The sequence below is a fragment of the Mesobacillus jeotgali genome (genome assembly GCF_002874535.1).
GTDB classification, from domain to species: domain Bacteria; phylum Bacillota; class Bacilli; order Bacillales; family Cytobacillaceae; genus Mesobacillus; species Mesobacillus jeotgali.
Genome location: NZ_CP025025.1, coordinates 2603066 through 2624439, shown reverse-complemented (window position 1 = coordinate 2624439; position 21374 = coordinate 2603066). Strand labels below are relative to the sequence as shown.

Below are 21374 nucleotides of genomic sequence, written 5' to 3'. Positions count from 1 at the left end.
CTTTTTCGTAAAGTTAAATATAAGAGTATTGGAGGGAAAAGACAATGCCGAAAAATGATGAAAGACTTATTGCAGCAGGCATTTATGTGATTAGTTTTTTTACTGCTTTTCTAGGACCGCTGATTATCTGGCTGGTTAAAAAGGATGATTCCAGCTATGTCGATTACCATGGAAGGGAATATATGAACTTTTTTATTTCTTATACTGTATATGGTATTATCAGCGGTATTCTTGTTATCTTGTTGATTGGAATCTTTATGCTGTGGGTCATCGGGATATTAGCCATGATATTCACCATTGTAGGTGCGATAAAAGCATATGAAGGTCAGGAATATCGGATTCCATTCATTTTTAGGATTCTATAACTAATAAGATTATAAATAAAAATATCCGGCTGGTTGTATGCCGGATATTTTTTATGCCTTTTTCACTCTGGCGCTTCTTGTTTATAAAAATCCGCTATTAAGATAAAATTCTTTGAACGAATTTTTACTTCAGTCGTCTTATGGATGTAAAACAAATAAGGAGGTTGTCAAAATGGAATTATTCGCTGACATTAATTGGGCTTTAATTGCACCTATATTGGTCATTCAGTTTATTTTATTTGTTGTTGCGGTGGTTGATTTAATAAAGATTGAAAAAACAAACGGTCCGAAATGGGTTTGGGCAATCGTTATATTAGTGTTCAACATTATTGGGCCTATCCTGTATTTCGTGATTGGAAGGAGAAATCAATAATGCCCTTGGTCACAGTTGAAAATTTGGAAAAAAGTTTTAAGGACTTACGAGTGATTAAAGGGTTAAACTTCGAGTTGGAAAATGGTAAATGTGTAGCTTTGATTGGAGCCAATGGCGCAGGTAAAACAACTACACTGAAAATGCTCTCTGGGCTGCTCGAACCAACGGAAGGTAAAATCTCTTTCGCCGGGGAAAAGCAGGGAGGTGACCATCGTCACTTAATTGGTTATCTCCCGCAGCATCCCGTATTTTATGATTGGATGACGGCGAGGGAATTTCTCGAGTATGTTGGAAAGCTATCAGGATTGCCTGCAAAGAAAGCGAAAGAGCGGTGTGCTGAGCTGCTGGAACTTGTGGGGATTGATGATGCAAAAAACAGGAGAATCGGCAAGTTTTCCGGAGGGATGAAGCAGCGTCTGGGGATAGCACAGGCAATCATACACAGGCCAAAACTGATTATGCTTGATGAGCCAGTTTCTGCGTTGGACCCTTTCGGCAGACGTGAGGTTCTTCAGCTGCTGGAAAAGCTAAAGAAGGAAGCGACTGTATTATTCTCTACTCATATCCTTAATGATGCCGAAGAAGTTTGTGAAAGTATTTTGTTTCTGCACAATGGAGAAATTATTGAGTCTGGAACAATGGATGATTTCCGAGAGAAATATCATCAGTCAAAAATAGATCTTGTCTTTAGCCAAGAAGCCTCCATCTTTCTAAAAACTCTTTCAGAACATCCAAAAATCGATTCCATTCAATTTGAAGGAAATAAAGCAAGTGTTTATACTGAAAAACTTGAAGCAGTTAAAGAGGTTATACTGAGCCAGGCAGCGAGGGAGAACTGGCCGCTCAATAAATATGAAATTGGGTCAATTAGTCTTGAGGATGTATTCATGAAGGTGGTGCAAAAATGAAGCAGTGGTTCACTCTACTAAACAAAGAGTTCTTGGAAATGGCAAGGAGCTATAAATGGATTTGGATGCCAATCACCTTTATTTTGCTTGGAGTGATGGATCCTCTGACTACCTACTATCTGCCGGAAATCCTTAATTCTGTGGGCGGCCTCCCAGAAGGTGCAGTATTTGAAATACCCGAACCTTCTGCTCAAGAAGTTTTTATCATGAGTTTGGGAGAATACCAGATGATTGGAATATTGATTATCGTCCTCTCCATGATGGGAACTGTTGCGGGGGAGAGAAAGAGCGGTGTCGCACAGCTGATCCTCGTAAAACCAGTTTCCTATTTCTCTTATATCACTTCTAAATGGGCAGCTGCACTTATATTAATCGTCGTTTCATTATTCCTTGGAATGTTGGCAAGCTGGTATTATACTGGGGTCCTGTTTGAATTCATTCCATTTGTCCTTGTAATGGAATCTTTCGGACTATATGCATTATGGCTCATATTGGTATTGTCCTTCGTTATCCTTTGCAGTGCTATGTTCATGCAGCCAGTCGCAGCCGGTATGGTAGCGCTTGTTACGGTCTTTATTACTACGATAGTAGGAGGTTCCTTCCAGCACCTCCTCGAATGGAGTCCTACACAGCTCCTTCCTTATGTTTCTGAAAGGTTGATTACCGAAAAGTGGCCAGAGCATGTTTGGCCAGCGACAGGTATAACTTTAACAATGACCATTTTGCTTGTATTATTGGCAATATATATCTTTAAAAGAAAAGAGCTTGCAGAATAAGATCTGGTCATAGACCGGATCTTATTTTTTTTGCTAGGAAGGAAGAACTGTTTTTACCGGAACTTTTGTCGAAATATTTAGATAAACAAAACATCAAAATGGTTCTTTTAACATATTTCAACAGGATATTATTTCAAAGGCAGACTTACGAATAATAAATTTTACCTAATTTTATGGATAAATACTGGATTTAGATGTCGAATTCATTATATTGCTAAAGTTTGATTTTTGAATATAATGAAAATTAAGAAAAAGGAGGGGTAATATGTCGACAAGAAAAAAACTATATGCAGGAACACTCGCTGTCCTTCTGGGTGCGGCTACCATTTTTAATGCTGGTGTAACCAAAGGGGAAGCAGAAGCAAATACAGAAAATACATACCTGGTCATATTTAAGGACCAGCAAGGACTTCCAGCAGGTTATGCGGAAGCAATCAAAAAAGCCGGAGGCCAAGTGGAAGATCGATTGGACAAGCTTGGTGCTGTAGAGGTTACCTCTAAAAATGCCAACTTCTTGAATGATGTAAAGAAGTCTTCTCTTGTTCTAGAGGCTGGTGTGGAGAACACGGTTTATCCTGAACAAACGATTGAAGGAGAAACAGTAGCGGTTGAAGACCTTACTGAAGGCGCAGATTTCTATAATCAATATATGTGGGATATTAAGCAAGTAACTAATAATGGTGAATCCTGGAATCTGCCAGGGGGAACAGGCTTGTCTGTAGATGGTGAAGATATCGTTGTAGGCGTAATCGACACAGGGATTGACTATAACCACCCTGATTTAAAAGATAATTATGCAGGTGGAAAATCATTTGTACCTGGATATTCTGACCCGATCGACCAGAACAGCCACGGAACCCATGTTGCCGGATCTATTGCGGCAAAAGGTGAAGCTCTTGGAGTGGGACCAGACCTTAAGGTAGCGTCATACAGGGTATTTGGACCAACTGGCGGTGCAGCCACTTCGCATATTGCCGAAGCTTTAATGACAGCCGCAGACGATAATGTTGATGTAGTAAACATGTCTCTAGGTGGTTATGACTGGTTCCAGGACCCAGCATACGCAACGAAAGATATTGTAGCTGATGTACAGTTATTCAACCGTGCGATCCAGTACGCAATCAAGAAGGGCGTAACCGTTGTCGGCTCTGCAGGGAACAACGCAGTGGACCTTAGCAGTCCTGGAAAATTGTCTGGTGATGACACAGGTGCTACTCACAGAAGTCCTAGCAGCCAGACGATGATCAGAGTTTCCGCTGGCGGTGCTTTAAAGAATCTTGCGTTCTACTCTAACTATGGAGTTGGAAAGATTGACGTGATGGCTCCAGGGGGAGACCTTGGTCCGAATTATGATCCTGTTACTCGTACGGGAAGAGATAATAGTTACCTTGCTTATAGCACTGTACCTGTACTAGATCCAGATACAAAAGAAGTCATTGGACATGGTTACGGCGGAAAAGGTGGAACATCAATGGCAGCACCAAAAACTGCTGCACTTGCTGGTGTGGTAATCGCTAAACATGGTAAGGATAAGCTTACTCCAGCTCAAGTCAAAGCGATCATCCAGAACTCTGCTGAAGATCTATTCAAACCGGGGTATGACGAGCAAACTGGCCATGGTCTGATCAATGCAGTAAATGCATTGAAATTGAAATAATCTAATGCAAAACCGGACAGGAACTTTCCAGTCCGGTTTTTATGTTGGAAAAAGGTAGAATGATTGGGCTCTTTGATTAATAGACTTAGAATGACGAAGTAGATTTTCCTCAAGGAGATAATAGATATGAGTATTCAGCAATATTACCAGCAGACAGCCCATATTAGTTTAAACGGTTCTATTATATCAGCGGGTCTTCTTACGATAATTTTGGCAGCAAGCATGCTGTTTTCCTGGAATATACCTCTGTTCCTGGTGGCAGTACCATTCTTGTTTTTAGTTTTCCTCCATTACAATCGCTTTATTTTATATAAAAAAAAATCAGAAGAGAGCGCGGAAACATTCCATCTCTATAATGATAAACAACTTTTTGAGCAAAACAACCTGCTTATCGCCTTTGCTCCTGCGCCTGCAGTAAGACTGCTCTTTTTTACTCCCGACGGAATGATGGCCGGAGAATTAAGGGAACTCAATGCTGGCAGTTACCGTTGGTTTATTCCATATTTTTTAGATAAAAGAATAAAAAAACAAATTGGAATCTATGACTCAGAAGGTAACCTGCATGGAAAGCTGAAACAGGAGCCTAATAGATTTAAATTGCTTAATACTCAAAATGAAGTGATAGGTATATTTTTTCCGAAAAAGAACAAAGGAGGGACAGTTGGTTCGGCTGTATTAAGTGGTGAAAGAAAGTTGGAAGTAGAAAAACCCCCAGGCACAATGCGAGAATTTAAATTTATTCGAGAAGACGGCAATACGACAGCCAGGCTGCAAAAAGGCTGGATGCCATTGGAGTGGACCAGGTTTTTCAAAGAAGCCAGTACCCCTGTTTTATCGTTCGACTATACGATGGGAGAGGCAGAGCGACTGGCTGTATTTGCTGCTCTCGCCAGTCTTTATATGTACTATGATCATTAGTTTGAAAATTGTTCCATTTTCAAAAGTTTCGTTTATATTGTTTTCTAATAGGTTAACAAATAGATAGAAACGTAAAGGAGGTTGGGACATGTTAAGCCAACGATATCAGGACTGTATCCAGGCGTGCTTAGAATGCATTGAAGCGTGTAATGTATGTTTTGATTCCTGTTTAAAGGAAGAAAATGTGAAAATGATGGCAGAGTGTATAAGAATGGATAGGGAGTGTGCTGAAATCTGTGGCATGGCAGTTACGGCAATGCAGACAAACAGCCACTTTGTTAACCAGATTTGCGGCTTGTGTGCGGAAATTTGTGAAGCCTGCGGCAATGAATGTAAAAAGCATGACCATGAACATTGCCAAAAGTGTGCCGAAGCATGCTTTAAATGCGCAGAAGAATGCAGGAAAATGGCATCTTAAAACTAGGAGAACCGGCAAACCTGACGCTGGTTCTTTTTATGTGTTAAAAGGTAATAAAAGAAGGCGTGCATTGCCTGAAAATCGCCTGGATCATGAAAAAGGGTAAAAGCAGAAGCCGGGCATTACCTGAAAATCCCCTTGATAAAGAAAAAGGGTAAGAGCAGAAGCGTTGCATTGCCCGAAAATCGCCTGATCAAAGAAAAAGGGTAAAAGCAGGGACGTTGCATTGCCTGAAAATCCCCTTAATAAAGAAAAAGGGTAAGAGCAGAAGTAATAATATTGAACAATTCCATTATTTATGGCATCTTGTAATATAACGAAGTGTTTTGGGGGCGTTACAATGATAATTGATTTGATTAAATGTCATGGTTCAAATAATGATTTTTTATTGATAGATGAGACCGACCGAGATTATAAGTTTGATGATTTTAAACGGCGTGATCTTGCATTGGCGCTTTGTGACAGGGAATCATCACTAGGTGCGGATGGAATCTTGTTCATCCGTCCAAGCAGGGTTGCAGATGCCCAATATCGGATTTTTAACTCTGATGGTACAGAAGCATCCATGTGCGGAAATGGACTTCGCTGTGCAGGACGTTATGTATGCGAGAAGCTTGGCGTCGAGGAAGCCGTAATAGAAACAATGAAAGCCAACCTCAGGGTGAAGAAGCATGAGGAGATTTTCGTTGATATCCCGACCTACCAGGTGGAAATATCACCGGTAACATTTGATTTGAAGGATTTGCCGTTAACTCTTGACAAGGAGACACTGATTCAGGAGAAGATACCTGAGTTGTCGGAGGAATTGACGTTTACAGCACTTGCAGTCCCAAATCCTCATTTGACGGCTGTGGTCAGCAAAGAGCAATTAGAATCCAGTTTGCAGACCAGATTAAGTGAAAAGGTAAATAATCCTAATGAGTTATTTCCTGACGGAGTCAATGTCAGCTTTATCAGGATCCTTGAAAAAGGCAGTATCTATGTGAGAACCTATGAGCGAGGAGTAGGCTATACGAATGCTTGTGGAACAGCAATGTCAGCATCCACACTCGTCACATGCTTGATGGGTGAGAATGAACTTGACCAGCCAATAAATGTGTACAATAATGGCGGGATGGTTCAATGCGCTGTACATAAAGAAGATGAGACTTTTACAATCAATTTGATTGGCAATGCTACTTTTGTCTATTCAACTCAAATGGAGGTTGATTTTACAAAAGAGGGGATCCTTGCGGAAATAATTGAACAGGAAGATTTTAACGAAGATACCCTGTATAGCAGGCTGCAGGAGCATGCTAAAAAGTATTTAAGTCAGTTTTAAACTTGAAAATCCTGAGGAACTTCCTCAGGATTTTTTTGTCTTTAAAACATTCAGGACCGGTTCGAAATTCTGTTCTGCTTTAGCTGCAAAGTAAGTCCTGAACGGACATCCTAACTTCTGCACACGGTGGATGATCGTTCCTAGATGGAAATCCTCGATACTTAAATTCTCGTTTACTTCCTCCCAGAATAGCGGAGTGGCTACACCTGCATGTGATTTACCTCGAGCGGAATAGGGGCTGACAATCGTCTTGCCTTCAGCATGTTGGATGTAATCTACATATAATCTGTTCCCCCTGTTTTTCTTCAACCGTTCAATCGTGAACGAGTCTGGATCTTTTGAAACCAGGTAGTTCGCGATAAAGGAGGTGAACAATTTGGTATCATCATAGCTATAGGTATTATCCGGGAGAGGAATGTACACCTGAAGCCCTTTGTTGCCGGAGGTTTTTATGAAGCTGACCAGCTGTAATTCATCCAATACCTCTTTTATATAAACGGCAGCTTTAATCGCCAAATGGAAATGTTCCCTTGACGGTGGGTCCAGATCAAAGACGATTTCATCAGGCCCCTTGCTGTTGAGCGTTTGGAACGGGATATGAAACTCAATGGCAATTTGATTCCCGAGCCAAAGCAAGGTTTTCATATTATTGCAGACAATATACTCGATGCCTTCAGATCTAGAAGTATCAACGAAATCCGGTGCATAATCAGGAACGTTTTTTTGATAAAAGGCTTCGCCGAACATGCCGTGAGGATAGCGTATTACTGTTAATAGCCGGTCTTCCAGGAATGGAAGCATATAGGGAGAAATCTCCCTTAAATAATGAATGTAATCAACCTTTTGAATCGGCGGTTCTTCCCAAATTGGCTTATCTGGATGGGTGATTTCAATATCCGGTGGCAGATTCTTCTGTTGGAAAACGAATTTTTCATACGTGCATAAATCTGGACTCAAATCGAACCGGAATTGATGGAAATGAGGCTCACGAAGCTGGTCCTCATAGATTTCCAGATATTTTACATCAAGGCAAATGCCAGGATCCACATAAATGAACTGAACATCTTCGCCGCTTTTATTTTGCTTGATAATCTGATGGAGAGCATTTTTTTCTTCTGGCTTAAAGCCGAAGATCACAAGGCCTATTTGGTGGATTTTTGAGTCTTTATAGACAGAGATATAAAAGTATCCATTGGATTTCTCATATGCCGTCACAAAACAGGAAACATACTTCCAATTCTTCGATTTAATCCACGTTTCCGTCCGTTTTCCTTCCTCCCATTTACTATTGTATTGTTTGGCAATTATCCCCTCACCATCGTAGATGACAACCTTTTCCCATAGGTCCTTCAAATTTGTTTCACTTGGGATAAGCTGGACCAAGTTCGGGTTTTGGTGGCTGGGAGAGAGTGGCAGTCCGATCTCCGAAAACAAGGATTGAAGTTTTGTCCGCCTGTCCTTATAACTTTCAGATGCTGTACTTTTCCCTTTTATCCTCAATAGATCGAACACCATCAGTCTGCATGGATTCCTATCTGCTTCTGCTTTTATTTTTCCCAGAGACCTCATTCTTCCCCTGATTTGGATTGCCCCAAAATTCGCCTTATAGGGATTCTCTAGGTAAACCAGCTCTGCGTCAAATGTAAGAGGAAGGTAAGGCTGGAACTCTTCCTTATTGGCGGCCAGGAACTCCGATAATTCCGGGAACAGCGGAAGCAGAGGTTTCCCATTTCGGCTTGTCAGTTCAATGTCCTGATCCCAGGTCAACAGGGCTCGAAAGCCATCAAATTTAATCTCATAACGCCATTCGTCTCCTTTTGGCGTTTCGAACGCCAGTGTAGGGAGCATTGGTTTCAGCATTTTCCCCATCCTTTCACCAGTCGTATTTATATTGTTCCTGTTTAAGCTCAAACTAGTACGCTGGCAAATGTTTTAATGCATGATAAATCCATTCTTAAGCACATTAGTAATAAAACAATAAGGTGGAGAACGTAATGCATACAATTTGGAAAGGGAGCATCAGTTTTGGGCTCGTCAATATCCCAATTAAACTTCATGCCGCAACTGAGGATAGAGACATTAAACTTCGTACCCTTCATAAAGAGTGCCACTCACCAATTAAATATGAGAAAACATGTCCTGTGTGTGATGTTGAAGTGAAAAACGAAGATATTGTGAAGGCTTATGAGTATACGAAAGGAAAGTTCGTCGTCCTTGAAGATGAAGACCTTGAAGCATTGAGGAAGGAGAACGAAGATAAAGCCGTGGAAATAATCGATTTTGTAAAAATATCTGAAATCGATCCGATTTATTTTCAGCGCAGCTATTTCATGTCTCCGAACGAGGGCGGTGGAAAAGCATATTCTCTTCTCAGGAAGGCTCTGGAGGAATCGCAGAAGGTCGGTATTGCCAAAATAATCATAAGGGCAAAAGAGCAACTCGCAGTAGTTAGAGTCTATAATAATACACTCGTAATGGAAACCATTCATTTCCCAGATGAGGTAAGAAATGCTGTAGATGTGCCGAATGTACCGGAAGAAGATAAAGTAACGGAAAAGGAACTGGACACTGCCATCATGCTCATCGATCAGTTGACAACGGAGTTTGAACCAGAAAAATACAAGGATGATTATCGGACAGCCTTATTAGAGCTGATTGAAGCGAAGCGTACCGGTAAAGAGCTTGTCACTCCTACAGAAAAAGAGCCTGTTTCCAATGTTACAGATCTTATGGCCGCACTTCAGGCCTCTATTGACCGTACCAAGCCAGAAAAGAAGAAAGAGACAGCTCCAGCAGCAAAGAAGAAAAAAACAGCTGCGAAACCAAAAGCAAAAGAAAAGAAACAAGCATAAAGAAGTCAGCTATGTACCAGCCGGCCCCTATATTGTGGCCGGTTTTTTAATTTCTGCATTAGACTTTAAAGGAAATTCCTAAATAAAAGAAGAATAAATCATTATAGAAAAGGGGGATTTTTTAATGAGGAGAGTTCTTGTGCTTGGAGGAACCCAGTATTTTGGGAAAAAGCTGGTCGAAAAGCTGATAGATAATGGCGATGAGGTAACGATAGCCACAAGAGGAAGTAAAAGTGATAACTTTGGTGAAAAGGTAAAGCGGCTGGTGATTGATCGCGAAAAGAAAGAGACGATGGAAGCAGCCTTCGAAAATAAAGAATGGGATCTGGTATATGACCAATCCTGTTTTTCGCCAATGGAGGCCAGGGATGCATCAGAGGTGTTAAAGGGGAAAGTGGGTCGCTATATTTTCACTTCTACTCAGGCGGTGTATGAGTTTGGTACGCTGCATGCAGAAGGGAATTTTGATCCTTATACATACCAAGTAACATACAAAAACAGAAAAGAGTATCCAGGGTATGAAGGGTACAAAGAGGCAAAAAGGGCCTCAGAAGCAGTATTCCACCAGCTTGGCTATTTTGATGTTGTTTCCGTACGATTCCCGATTGTCGTCTCTGAAGATGATTACACAGAGCGCTTGAAATTTCATGTTGATAAAATACTTGCCGGCCAACCAATAGGCATACCAAACCCTGAATTGCGGTACAGCTTCATACATGCCGATGAAGCGGCAAGCTTTCTGTTGGGAATCGGTAATTCAGACTTTGAAGGGCCAATCAATCCAGGTTCGGCAGGGGATATAAACCTGCGTGAAATGATCGAAAAAATCGAATTATTGGCTAATAAAGAAGCAAAAGTGGAGAACAGGACGACAAGCGGAATTGTATCACCCTATGCATTGCCTGGGTCCTGGTCAATCGACACTTCCCTTGCAGAAGAACTTGGCTATAAATTCACCGAATTGAATCACTTGCTGGATCAATTGATTAAGTATTATATTCAACAAAATGACTAAATGGAGGTATTACCAGGTGCCGAAATTCGTGCACCGTCCCGTTTTGAGGTGCATATGGCGAAAATGGCACAATAGGAAAAATGGCGTGAAAATTGTCCACGCCACTTTCCTATTGCGCCAGCATTTATAAGCCATTTCATTACAAATCAATACCTGCAAAATGATTTTAAATGCCATTGACAATGTTTGTTGTACAAGAAATAATGACGGTCATTTACACTGTCAAGTTTATGGAAGTTCGGAAGTCAATTTAAGGGTTCCATGCTACGAACATTACATTCAAGTATAGCCAGTATAACGATGAACATGGAATTTTACTTTATTTTTTTCTTCAACGAACGGAGCAGTTAGCGGAAAATTGATTTTTTCTAAAACAAGGGAAGACTTAATCTTAATCGAGTAACAAGCAATCCTAGAAATAAACGGAGAATTTCCGGTTAAACTGTAGAGTATAGCTCGGTAAGGGGTAAATAAGCGGAGGTTTTCCGGTTAAGCAAGCACGATTGCCAATTTTTTATGTTTTTCAAGTAAATAGGCGGAAATCTTCCGTCTATTTAAGCTGTTTTCCATGCCATTTTCTAAATAAGGGAAGTTTCTCCGCTTATTTATCGCCCATGGTAATCCCTTTACCAGGGACCGTTCTTTTATGGTGTGGAATAAACGGGTGCTTTGTTGAATAAGAACCATTATATTTGGGATCCGAAAATACATTGAATTAAAAAATGGCGTGTCAAAACTGATGTCAGTTTACACGCCATTTTTATTGTCATTTAAATGATATGCACCCTAAAACAGAATGGTTTATGAAATACGTGCACCTGGTTTTTCTTCATTCTGCTTTTACTGTAATTTGCATAATCGCATTATAGCCATAGCCTTTCTTGTTCCAGATAGCCTCTGCAGGCTGCGTTTTGCCTTCCCTGTCTGTTGCTCTGACGGAAATATGATATTCAGTAGCAGATTTAAATTCCATAGGATAACTCCATGACACAGTTTGATGTTCTTTAGGTGTTTTCTTCAATTTGGCTTGCTCCCAGCTATCTCCTTTATCAAAGCTTATTTCTACCTTCGAGACGACACCAGAACCTGTCCATGCGATTCCGATAATTTCGTGAGTACCGCTTTTAACAAGCTGTTTATCTTGTGGCTGCTGGATAATCGAATTCACATGATTTGTAGTCACTTGCTCGGATGTACCGTTTTGAAAATAATAAACATAATCATCTGTCTGGAAAGGACCTGTGAATTTGTCTTTAATAAGAAAGATTTCTTTAAGCCATTTTACAGAAGCCATCCCGTACCATCCTGGCACGATCAGCCGGAAAGGGAAGCCGTGTTTATTGGAGATGGGTTTCCCGTTGTATTCATATGCAATCATAACTTCAGGATGAAGGGCCCTCGAAATTGGCAAGCTTCTTTCAAAACGGATATATTGACTGTTCTTAACGCCTGCGTCCCTGCCTCTAAAAACGACCTCAGATACACCTGCTTTAATGCCGGTGTACTCAAGCAAGGTTTTTAATGGAACTCCCTTCCAGATACCCTCACTCATCGCACCATTTTCCCATTGCTCTCCAAAGACTTTCTCCTTAAAAAAAGCCCTCTTATTACCTGAACACTCGATTAACACCCTTTTGGATTTGGAAGGCAGTTTTAGGAGATCAGAGTAATTGAACAATAAGCGTGATCGACTGAGCCGGAAATTTTCAGTGTGAAGGACTCTGGTGTTAAAATCGGGTAAGGAAAATGACTCCTTCGGTAAAATAGGGAGTCAGCAACCGGTTCGATAAATGAAATAAAATGAATAGGGGTTTCCTGGTTTTCTGGATGAACACTTCTGGTTGTTAAGTGTGGACGTACCTTTCCGAACTGGTAATACATACTCATTCCTCCTCAATGTTAATTTATTTTTGGGCCATTTATGGAAGTACCTGATGTGGAAGGGAAATAATAAAAGGTTTTTTGGGATGGCTGTCAAATTATATTAAGAACAGATTCACTCGCGGTGAAAGAATAATAAGTTTTAACAGGGGGCAGGCAGATGGAAAAGAAAAGCAAATGGAAACTTATGATTTTACCTGCAAGTCTGTTTTTGCTGGCTTTTGGTCTATATGCTGGCTATTCAATGTGGGAGACAGGTAATCTTCAAGAAGTCAGGGGTAAAAGTGGTTCAAGCAATCTTAAAAACGGAGGTCAGACTGTCGCTGTATTTCAGGAAGAGTCTGATCAAGAAAACTACTCAACAGTTGGCAGCTTCATTCGTGAATTTCATACTAAATATAATGATACTCTCGGTTGGGGCGGAATAGAATCTGTTGATTGGGAGGAGCAGAGGGACATCGCTTCTGAAATACTATCTGTCCTGGTAACTGTTGAAACAGACAATACTGCGCTCAAAGCTGATTTTGATACCATATTAAATTACTCCAAGACCATTGAAGATGGAAAAAAAGATAAGAAGATATTACTTCAGCTTCACCGATATTTTCATGACCTTGATATTGAGTTCAACAGTTATAATAGGACGAGTGATTATTTTAATGTGACAAAATATAAAGACCCTGAGAATGGTTAATCCATTCCCACCAGGGCAACATAACAGAGAACAGCAGGGAAGGGAGTGAGGTCAGCCATGAAAATCGTGGTTATTTCTGACACTCATATGCCGAAAAAGGCAAAGAAGTTGCCTGAGAGGCTGCTCTTGGATTTGGAAGATTGTGATTACATAATTCATGCAGGTGATTGGCAGACCGAGGAGCTATATAATGAGCTTAAACAGTATGGACCTGTTATTGGAGTTACCGGAAATGTGGATGGTCCTGAACTCAAAAGCCTGCTCAAAACGAAAGAAATATTAAGAATAAGCGATTTTCATATAGGTGTTGTCCATGGACATGGCACCGGTAAAACTACCGAAAAAAGGGCATTAGAAACATTCGTGGATGACAAGGTCGATTGCATTGTATATGGTCATTCGCATATTCCTGTCCTAAAGAAAATCAATGGTGTAATAGTTTTTAATCCCGGCTCACCGACTGATAAAAGAAGACAGCAGGAATTCTCTTATGGTATCCTGACAGTCGGAGAAGAAATCAGGGCAGAGCATATCTTTTTCAAAGATAAAAATTAAATCATATATGCTATAGACAGGAGTGTTATTCAACAATGAAAACCTTTGAAGTGAAATTTCACGCAGAAGACCAGGTGGAAACAATGAAGGTCCAGAAACTAAGCAGTGAGGATTATGACCAGGCTACTGAAGGCGGAACACGTCATTTATTTGATTTAAATACAAATATAGGTTTTTTTGTCTTTTTTGATGCAGAAGATAAAGATGGCAAAGAATATTATTTGATGCTCCAATATGAGGACCAGAATGAGGAGCCATCGAATTGCTACGGATTCGAACTGAAGGATTTCTATGAATTTTCAGCATTATATTTGAATGATCTGGAATTTACTGAAGAACTTAATGAAGATGAAGGGGAGCTTGGTCCTGTTCAACACCTTGCCCATCTCCTTTATCATATTATTGAGGAAGGCAAGGCAGTAGAAGTATAAGATCAACTTAAAAAAGAGCAGAATTCTGCTCTTTTTAATTTGTATCCGATTCATCCTCGGGAGGCAGGTTTTCCTCACAATAGTTCTTTACTTGTACCACTTCATCATCCTCAAGTTCAAAATCGAGAACCTGTTCCGTTTCCTGTTCAATGAAATAGCTCTGCAGGATCCGTCTTTCATCGCCGTTTACCAGGAAAAGAACCTTCAAAAGCAGGCCTTTTTCAGTATAGAGCTCGTCCTCCTCGTCTACCTCGATATGTAAAAAGTATTCAAATCTGTTTCCTGTAAGAAGTCCGAATGGATCTTCAAGGAGTTCGACAGTATGTCCGGTAATATTCATGAATGCTCATCCTTTTAATTTTGTCACCTCTATTATATATCGAAAACATCAAAAACAATCAAGAAATTCGCAGCCGAGTGAAAGAATGCAGGATAGAGAGCAGCTTTCAGGACTTAATGAAAACATGCAGTATGTGGAATTTGAAACTGGGAACAAATCTACTTTTTATTTCTCCGTTGAATGAGCTCTGACAGAAACTGAGAATATAACCGGTCTTTATTATCCCTGTTGCATGCGCTGGAAGAAATAACATTGTGACAGCTTTTTAGGATCTGGGGTCAAAGCTGTCAAGAATCTAGTGTTATTTTGACAGCTTTTCAGGATACGAGGTCCAAGCTGTCAAGAATCCAGTGTTATTGTGACAGCTTTTCCAGATTTGAGATCAAAGCTGTCAAGAATCCGTGATTATTGTGACAGCTTTTCTGGATTCGAAGTCAAAGCTGTCAAGAATCGGTTATTATTGTGACAGCTTTTCAGGATTTGAGGACAAAGCTGTCAAGAATCCAGTGTTATTGTGACAGCTTTTCAAGGTCTGGAGTCAAAGCTGTCAAGAATCCGTTATTATTGTGACAGCTTTTCAGGATTTGAGGACAAAGCTTTCAAGAATCGGTAATTATTGTGACAGCTTTTCAGGATTTGAGGACAAAGCTTTCAAGAATCGGTAATTATTGTGACAGCTTTTCAGGATTCGAAGTCAAAGCTGTCAAGAATCCGTGATTTAGGACGCATGACACCCCAACACCAGGACACTCTATTTCAAAGAAACAACTTCAATGCCTGATAGCCAAAAAACAGAGCAAAGCCAATTAATGAAAGTCCGGATGTAAGTGAAATGAAAGTCAGTAACCTTGTTGTAAGAAGCTTTCGGAAGCTGCTGGATATAGCGGCCATAATGATATCCCAGAGTACAAGGCCTAGTATGATGCCAAAACTGTAAATGACAAGTTCGCCCGTTCCGTAGGAGGAAGCGGTCTTGGCAAGGACAGACCCGTAAATTCCCAGCCAAAATAAGATTGTCAGCGGGTTGGAAATCGACATGATAAACCCTGATAAAAAAGACTTAAAACCGGAATCTGCACTTCGATTATCCATGACGATTTTTCCAGAGTTTATGATTGTTTCTACGCCTGTATACATCAACACAAAGAATCCAAACAGCCAGAGAAAAGATTGCATGAACGGAGTCTCTAGATATTTAACAACTCCAAGATAGACAGTAAGCATGTAGATGATATCTGCTGTCAGGGCTCCCAGGCCGAGAAGCCACGCCTGAAAAAAACCGCTCTTGATTCCTTTGTCCATCTGCGCTGCATTTACTGGCCCAATCGGAGCGGCTAGTGATAATCCGAGAAAAATATAGCCTAAGAAGACATTCACTTTTTAAGTACCTCCAATAGTCAAAGCGTAATTTGCTTGTACTATTTCTATTCAGACATCTGAAGGCGTACAACCTAATTTGAATATTTTTTTAGGCAGTCTTAATAAATTCTGGATGAAGAGAATATACTAGTAACTGTTGCGCCGGCACTACCGGTATGTCACTTTTGGTAAAAATAAGAAAGTGTGGTAAAATGGAATAGATATCAACTTTCGGATCATTCATTTATTATAAAAAGTTACATTTGCCAGCTTTTTATAATAAATGAATTTTTTTATCAATCGAACGATGATAAGGTCTTTTCGAATATTATGTTGCTTGCTTTTCAAGTGATCCTGACAATCAACTTGATAATTACTAATCGAAAAAGACCATAACTAAACCTATAGGAGCGTGAGGAAATGGCATTTGGAAGAAAACCGCCTGAAGAGATCGTAACCGCTGAAACGAAAGTATGGGTATGTACTTCTGATGATTGCAATTGCTGGGTTCGCGACAACTTTAAAAGCAGCAATGTCCCCGCTTGCCCAATTTGTCAAAGTGATATGGAGCAGACAACTAAGGTTCTTGAAGTGGTTAACAACCATAGTCAGAATCTAATCGGATAATCAAAAGCAAAAAACAGTCTGGCTATCCAGGCTGTTTTTGCTTTTTCCAATGGTTGTTTCCTTAGCCTTTGGGGTTCTGTTCTATACGTAGTGATCAGGGGTAATTATTTGTGTTTTCTCTAGGTAGAGAAGAGTCTTTCTAAACAAAAAAAGTGCCCATTGTATAGGCACCTTTTCTGTATGCGGATGAGAGGACTTGAACCTCCACGGTGTTGCCACCACTAGAACCTGAATCTAGCGCGTCTGCCGATTCCGCCACACCCGCGTATTTATATAAGAATTATAGCATAAAAACTATCGAATACAATTATAAAATATCACTCTACTTGCTTATAGAAATATGTACAAATCTATTTTTAAATAATTGGACAGGTAGTATTAGGATTGGATTCTCGAACATACAATGTACAAAGTTTTTGTGTGTTGGGGGACGAGGTCTTGAATGTCAGTTTACTAGTCAGTTACATTTTTCTTGGATTAACCTTGGCAGCCCCGATTGGCCCGGTAAATTCAGCCAGGCTGGATAAGGGGATCAAAAATGGTTTCTGGCATGCTTGGATTGTAGGGACAGGTTCAATGATTGCAGATGCTATCTTTATGCTGTTAATCTATTTAGGTCTTGTGAATTTTTTGGACATGCCTATCATTCAAATTTTCCTTTGGTTATTTGGCGGATTTGTCCTCATTTACTCTGGGATTGAATGTATTGTAAAGGCGAATAACATTGATCTCGCTTTTAGCCGTGGTAAAGAGTCGATGCTAAAATGTTTCCTTACGGGGTTTATCATGTCGATCAGCAGTCCTTTATCCATCCTTTTCTGGCTAGGAATCTATGGTTCTGTACTTGCAAAAACCGCCAGCAACTATGGACGAACAGACCTGCTGATTTATAGCAGCATGATTTTCCTTGGTCTGGCATTGTGGGATATTTTTGTAGCAGCGATAACCACCGGATTCAGGAGATTTTTGAATTATAGCAGTTTGAGGGCTATTTCAATATTGTCTGGCCTCTCTTTGCTTGGTTTTGGAGTTTATTTTGGATACCAGGGTATCAAGGCGTTAATATTATAGGGACATTATTGAGAAGAACCTCCGTTATGGAGGTTTTTTTATTGTCTGATAACTTTCAAAAACATTCACGGATGATTTTATATTTGATTAATAATGATTGTTTTTGAAAGAAAATGATTGATTTTTGAAATCGATTACATTATGATGAAAATACGAAGCAAATAGGAGGAATGGCTCATGTTAACACCTGAGCGCCACCAGCTCATATTACAAATGATTAAAGAAAAACCAATAGTAAAAATACAGGAAATAGTTGATCTCACTGAAGCTTCGGAATCAACCATCCGTCGCGACCTGACAATTCTTGAGGAGGGGAAGTTTCTGAAAAGAGTGCATGGCGGAGCAGCCAGACTAAGGGGCAAACTCCAGGAGCCAAGCATGGTTGAAAAATCCACCAAATACCTTCAGGAAAAAAAGCAAATCGCTCAATATGCTGCAGGTCTTGTGGAAGAAGGTGACAGTATTTATCTTGATGCCGGCTCGACTATTTTCGAGATGATCAGTTCATTACAGGTTAAAGATATTGTAGTAGTCACTAATGGTCTCATGCATTTACCACAGCTGCTTGAAAAAAATATTGAAACATATGTGATAGGCGGATATGCGAAGCCAAAAACGAATGCGATTATCGGAAGAGGGGCTCTGGCAAGCCTTGAACAGTACCGCTTTGATAAATGCTTCCTCGGAGTGAACGGTATCCATCCTCACTCAGGGTATACGACACCAGACCAGGAAGAAGCAATGATCAAGCAAAAAGCGATGACTTTATCTCGAGAATCCTTTGTGCTTGCTGATGACAGCAAGTTTTCGGAGATTACGTTCGCCAAAATAGCAGACTTGCATGAAGCAACGATCATCACCAATACAATTGATGAAGATCATAAAGGGCAATATACGAGCAAAACTTCAATAAAGGTTGTGACATCATGATTTACACTCTGACTCTTAATCCATCAGTTGATTACATTGTTGAAGCGGATGAAATCCAACTAGGCAGTTTGAATAGAAGTTCAAACGAAACAAAGCTTCCTGGCGGTAAAGGGATTAATGTTTCAAGGGTCCTTCGTTCCCTTGGAGTTGAAAGCAAGGCAACAGGTTTTATTGGAGGCTTCACCGGCAAGTATGTCGAGGAGTTTCTTAATCGGGAAGGCGTGCAAACAAGATTTGTCAATGTCGAAGGTGATACACGCATTAACGTTAAGCTTAAGGCCGGAACAGAAACAGAAATAAATGCCCGCGGCCCTGAAATCTCAACAATGGCAATAGAGTCATTGAAGGATCAGATCATGCTGCTTGGAAATGGCGATTTTCTGATCCTTGCTGGAAGCATCCCATCCAGCATGCCTGAATCCATATATGAAGAAATTGTCCAAATCTGCAAGAAGACTGGGGCAGAAGTAATCGTAGACGCTGAAGGTGACTTGCTAAAAAGCATTCTTGACTACAGGCCATTCCTGATCAAGCCGAATCATCATGAATTGGGACAGTTGTTCAACAGGGAAATCACCGATGCTGATGAAGCCATTTTTTATGGGAAAAAGCTTGTTGAAGCTGGTGCTAAAAATGTCATTGTCTCATTGGCTGACAAAGGTGCTGTCTATATCAATGAAAACGATGCCTATAAAGCCGCTGTTCCTCAAGGTGAAGTCAAAAGCTCAGTAGGTGCAGGGGATTCAATGGTTGCTGGTTTCGTGGCCCAGTATTTAAAAACTGGTGATCGAAAAGAAGCATTCCGTTATAGTGTTGCATCTGGAAGCGCAACTGCGTTTTCAATAGGATTATGTACACCTGATCAAGTTGAACAACTTCTTAAAGAAGTAAAAATACAAAAAAACTAGTAAGGGGGAGAAACCATGAGAATTACAGAACTACTGACTAGAGAGACGATTCTGTTATCCATGAGTGCTGCATCAAAGCAAGATGCAGTGAATGAGCTTGTAGGAATGCTAGAGCGGGCGGGGAAAATTACAGACCGCGATGCTTTTGAAAAAGCAATCCTAAAACGTGAACAACAAAGCACTACAGGCGTAGGGGACGGGGTTGCTATTCCACACGCGAAAACTTCAGTCGTGAAGGATGCGACAATTGTATTTGGCCGGTCAGAGGCTGGAATCGATTATGAATCGTTGGACGGACAGCCTGCACACCTGTTCTTCATGATTGCAGCACCTGAAGGCGCGAACAATACCCATCTAGAAGCACTGGCACGACTTTCTTCCATTTTGATGAATGCCGAAGCACGTGAAAAACTCCTTGGGGCAAAAACAGCTGATGATGTGATTGAAATTATTAACAGCTATGACCAGGAAGAAACCGAAGAGAAGGTTGCAAGGAATAATAAAAAATTCATAGTAGCAGTAACTGCATGCCCTACTGGAATTGCCCATACGTACATGGCTGCAGATTCATTAAAAGCTAAAGCAGCTGAAATGGGCGTAGATATCAAGGTTGAAACAAATGGTTCTGGCGGGGCGAAAAATGTCCTTACACAGGAAGACATAGAAAACGCAGAAGCAGTCATCATTGCGGCTGATACAAAGGTGGATATGGACCGATTTGCCGGAAAGCCATTAATTGATGTACCTGTTGCCGACGGAATCCGCAAACCAAAGGATCTGATCGAAAAGGCTGTCAAAAAGGATGCACCGTTATACCAGGCCTCAGGCAATCCATCGTCAGATAAGAAAGAAAGCCGTGGCGGAGTCTATAAGCATCTGATGAATGGCGTATCGAATATGCTTCCTTTCGTTGTCGGGGGCGGTATCTTAATCGCCATTTCATTCATGTTCGGCTATAACGCCTTTAATCCAGATGATCCATCTTACCACCCAATTGCCAAAGCCTTGATGGACATAGGTGGAGGAAGCGGTGCGTTTGGATTACTAGTACCAATTCTTGCAGGTTTCATCGCACTAAGTATTGCTGACAGACCAGGTTTTGCTCCGGGTATGGTTGGTGGATTGCTTGCTGCCACTGGCGGTGGTGGGTTCCTTGGCGGTTTGGTTGCCGGATTCCTCGCTGGATATCTTGTGTTGGGGCTAAAGAAATTGTTTGCAGGACTTCCTGCTTCACTTGAAGGAATTAAGACAATTCTCTTGTATCCGTTATTCGGTATTGCTTCAACTGGATTCATCATGCTGTTTTTGGTAAACAAACCAGTCGGAGCCCTGAACCAGGCAATCACAGATTGGCTGTCAGGATTAGGGACAGGGAACGCTGTATTGCTTGGAATTGTTTTGGGATTAATGATGGCATTTGACATGGGTGGACCTGTTAACAAAGCAGCTTACGTTTTCGGAACTGGCTTGCTTGCAAACGGCGTGTATGAACCGATGGCTGCGATCATGGCAGCAGGTATGGTACCTCCTCTTGGCATCGCACTTGCGACAACTTTCTTTAAAAAGAAGTTTACCAAGGAAGATCAGGATGCAGGAAAGGCTAACTATATAATGGGACTTTCTTTCATCACAGAAGGTGCTATCCCGTTCGCAGCAGCAGATCCATTGCGCGTTATTCCTTCAGTAATGGCTGGATCAGCTGTTGCCGGCGGATTGACGATGATGTTTAACATTGGACTGAGGGCTCCACACGGTGGACTGTTCGTAGTGCCGCTCGTCGAAGGAGGATGGCTGTTATATCTGGCTGCAATTCTCATCGGCTCTGCTGTCACAGCAATTTTGCTTGGAATATTAAAGAAACCAGTTGCCAGATAAAAAGCGAGGCCTGCAGAGTTCCAGTCTGCAGGCCTTTTTGTGTGAATATGAATATTTCCATTACTTTGCAGATATGATTTTATGAAGTGATTTGTGAAGG

At 40.9% G+C, this 21374-nt stretch carries 22 protein-coding genes and 1 tRNA gene; 18 read left to right on the top strand and 5 right to left on the bottom strand.

Going from position 1 to position 21374, the window contains the following annotated elements; translation table 11 throughout:
• Positions 1 to 44 precede the first annotated feature (44 nt).
• The 8 genes from CD004_RS13260 (at position 45) to dapF (ending at position 6736) form a co-directional block, all read left to right on the top strand.
• Complete coding sequence (locus CD004_RS13260) at positions 45 to 365, top strand: DUF4870 domain-containing protein (RefSeq protein ID WP_102263208.1); 321 nt, start codon at positions 45 to 47, stop codon at positions 363 to 365.
• 172 nt (positions 366 to 537) lie between these two features.
• Positions 538 to 738 carry a PLD nuclease N-terminal domain-containing protein gene (locus tag CD004_RS13255; protein ID WP_102263207.1) on the top strand — a complete coding sequence of 67 codons (201 nt, stop codon included), beginning with the start codon at positions 538 to 540 and terminating at the stop codon, positions 736 to 738.
• Entirely contained in the window at positions 738 to 1646 is a 909-nt protein-coding gene (locus CD004_RS13250; RefSeq protein ID WP_102263206.1) for an ABC transporter ATP-binding protein, read from the top strand. The genes CD004_RS13255 and CD004_RS13250 overlap by 1 nt, the downstream gene beginning before the upstream one ends.
• Complete coding sequence (locus CD004_RS13245) at positions 1643 to 2422, top strand: ABC transporter permease (RefSeq protein WP_102263205.1); 780 nt, start codon at positions 1643 to 1645, stop codon at positions 2420 to 2422. The genes CD004_RS13250 and CD004_RS13245 overlap by 4 nt, the downstream gene beginning before the upstream one ends.
• Positions 2423 to 2687: 265 nt before the next feature.
• Positions 2688 to 4079, top strand: coding sequence for a S8 family peptidase (locus tag CD004_RS13240; protein ID WP_102263204.1), 1392 nt, complete (start codon positions 2688 to 2690; stop codon positions 4077 to 4079).
• Between the two features lie 126 nt (positions 4080 to 4205).
• Positions 4206 to 4997, top strand: coding sequence for a hypothetical protein (locus CD004_RS13235; RefSeq protein WP_102263203.1), 792 nt, complete (start codon positions 4206 to 4208; stop codon positions 4995 to 4997).
• A gap of 88 nt (positions 4998 to 5085) precedes the next feature.
• Positions 5086 to 5415: a four-helix bundle copper-binding protein gene (locus CD004_RS13230; protein ID WP_102263202.1), complete on the top strand. Its 330-nt coding sequence runs from the start codon at positions 5086 to 5088 to the stop codon at positions 5413 to 5415.
• A gap of 340 nt (positions 5416 to 5755) precedes the next feature.
• A complete protein-coding gene (gene dapF / locus CD004_RS13225; protein WP_102263201.1) occupies positions 5756 to 6736 on the top strand; it encodes a diaminopimelate epimerase in 981 nt (326 codons plus the stop codon).
• A gap of 24 nt (positions 6737 to 6760) precedes the next feature.
• Here the strand turns inward: dapF and CD004_RS13220 are convergent, their stop codons facing one another.
• Entirely contained in the window at positions 6761 to 8593 is a 1833-nt protein-coding gene (locus tag CD004_RS13220) for a DNA ligase D (RefSeq protein WP_102265100.1), read from the bottom strand.
• Between the two features lie 137 nt (positions 8594 to 8730).
• Here CD004_RS13220 and ku point away from each other — a divergent pair, with 137 nt between their 5' ends.
• Both ku and CD004_RS13210 read left to right on the top strand, forming a co-directional pair.
• Positions 8731 to 9588 (top strand): non-homologous end joining protein Ku, encoded by an 858-nt coding sequence (ku, locus tag CD004_RS13215; protein ID WP_102263200.1) that lies wholly within the window; start codon positions 8731 to 8733, stop codon positions 9586 to 9588.
• A gap of 124 nt (positions 9589 to 9712) precedes the next feature.
• Entirely contained in the window at positions 9713 to 10603 is an 891-nt protein-coding gene (locus tag CD004_RS13210) for an NAD-dependent epimerase/dehydratase family protein (RefSeq protein WP_102263199.1), read from the top strand.
• Between the two features lie 829 nt (positions 10604 to 11432).
• Here the strand turns inward: CD004_RS13210 and CD004_RS13205 are convergent.
• A complete protein-coding gene (locus CD004_RS13205) occupies positions 11433 to 12233 on the bottom strand; it encodes a molybdopterin-dependent oxidoreductase (RefSeq protein ID WP_233434865.1) in 801 nt (266 codons plus the stop codon).
• Positions 12234 to 12644: 411 nt separating this feature from the next.
• On the opposite strand from CD004_RS13205, the gene CD004_RS13200 reads away from it, so the two are divergent.
• From CD004_RS13200 to CD004_RS13190, 3 genes are read left to right on the top strand one after another with little or no spacing between them, the layout of a single operon-like run.
• Positions 12645 to 13178 (top strand): hypothetical protein, encoded by a 534-nt coding sequence (locus tag CD004_RS13200; RefSeq protein ID WP_102263198.1) that lies wholly within the window; start codon positions 12645 to 12647, stop codon positions 13176 to 13178.
• Between the two features lie 57 nt (positions 13179 to 13235).
• Complete coding sequence (locus tag CD004_RS13195) at positions 13236 to 13733, top strand: metallophosphoesterase family protein (RefSeq protein WP_102263197.1); 498 nt, start codon at positions 13236 to 13238, stop codon at positions 13731 to 13733.
• Between the two features lie 35 nt (positions 13734 to 13768).
• Positions 13769 to 14164: a cytosolic protein gene (locus CD004_RS13190; protein WP_102263196.1), complete on the top strand. Its 396-nt coding sequence runs from the start codon at positions 13769 to 13771 to the stop codon at positions 14162 to 14164.
• Between the two features lie 34 nt (positions 14165 to 14198).
• Here CD004_RS13190 and CD004_RS13185 read toward each other — a convergent pair whose 3' ends face one another.
• Both CD004_RS13185 and CD004_RS13175 read right to left on the bottom strand, forming a co-directional pair.
• Complete coding sequence (locus CD004_RS13185) at positions 14199 to 14504, bottom strand: DUF6509 family protein (protein WP_102263195.1); 306 nt, start codon at positions 14502 to 14504, stop codon at positions 14199 to 14201.
• A 756-nt stretch (positions 14505 to 15260) separates the two neighbouring features.
• Positions 15261 to 15881, bottom strand: a complete 621-nt coding sequence (locus CD004_RS13175; protein ID WP_102263193.1) for a LysE family transporter — start codon at positions 15879 to 15881, stop codon at positions 15261 to 15263.
• A gap of 402 nt (positions 15882 to 16283) precedes the next feature.
• On the opposite strand from CD004_RS13175, the gene CD004_RS13170 reads away from it, so the two are divergent.
• A complete protein-coding gene (locus tag CD004_RS13170) occupies positions 16284 to 16490 on the top strand; it encodes a cold-shock protein (RefSeq protein ID WP_041967496.1) in 207 nt (68 codons plus the stop codon).
• Between the two features lie 181 nt (positions 16491 to 16671).
• Here the strand turns inward: CD004_RS13170 and CD004_RS13165 are convergent.
• Positions 16672 to 16755, bottom strand: a tRNA-Leu gene (locus CD004_RS13165).
• Positions 16756 to 16928: 173 nt separating this feature from the next.
• On the opposite strand from CD004_RS13165, the gene CD004_RS13160 reads away from it, so the two are divergent.
• The 4 genes from CD004_RS13160 to CD004_RS13145 all read left to right on the top strand — a co-directional run bounded on the left by CD004_RS13160 (position 16929) and on the right by CD004_RS13145 (position 21274).
• Positions 16929 to 17561, top strand: a complete 633-nt coding sequence (locus CD004_RS13160; protein WP_102263192.1) for a LysE family transporter — start codon at positions 16929 to 16931, stop codon at positions 17559 to 17561.
• A 177-nt stretch (positions 17562 to 17738) separates the two neighbouring features.
• Complete coding sequence (locus CD004_RS13155; protein ID WP_102263191.1) at positions 17739 to 18491, top strand: DeoR/GlpR family DNA-binding transcription regulator; 753 nt, start codon at positions 17739 to 17741, stop codon at positions 18489 to 18491.
• Positions 18488 to 19399, top strand: a complete 912-nt coding sequence (pfkB, locus tag CD004_RS13150; RefSeq protein ID WP_102263190.1) for a 1-phosphofructokinase — start codon at positions 18488 to 18490, stop codon at positions 19397 to 19399. Before CD004_RS13155 ends, pfkB begins: the two co-directional genes overlap by 4 nt.
• Before the next feature lie 15 nt (positions 19400 to 19414).
• A complete protein-coding gene (locus tag CD004_RS13145) occupies positions 19415 to 21274 on the top strand; it encodes a PTS fructose transporter subunit IIABC (protein WP_102263189.1) in 1860 nt (619 codons plus the stop codon).
• Positions 21275 to 21374: the final 100 nt, after the last annotated feature.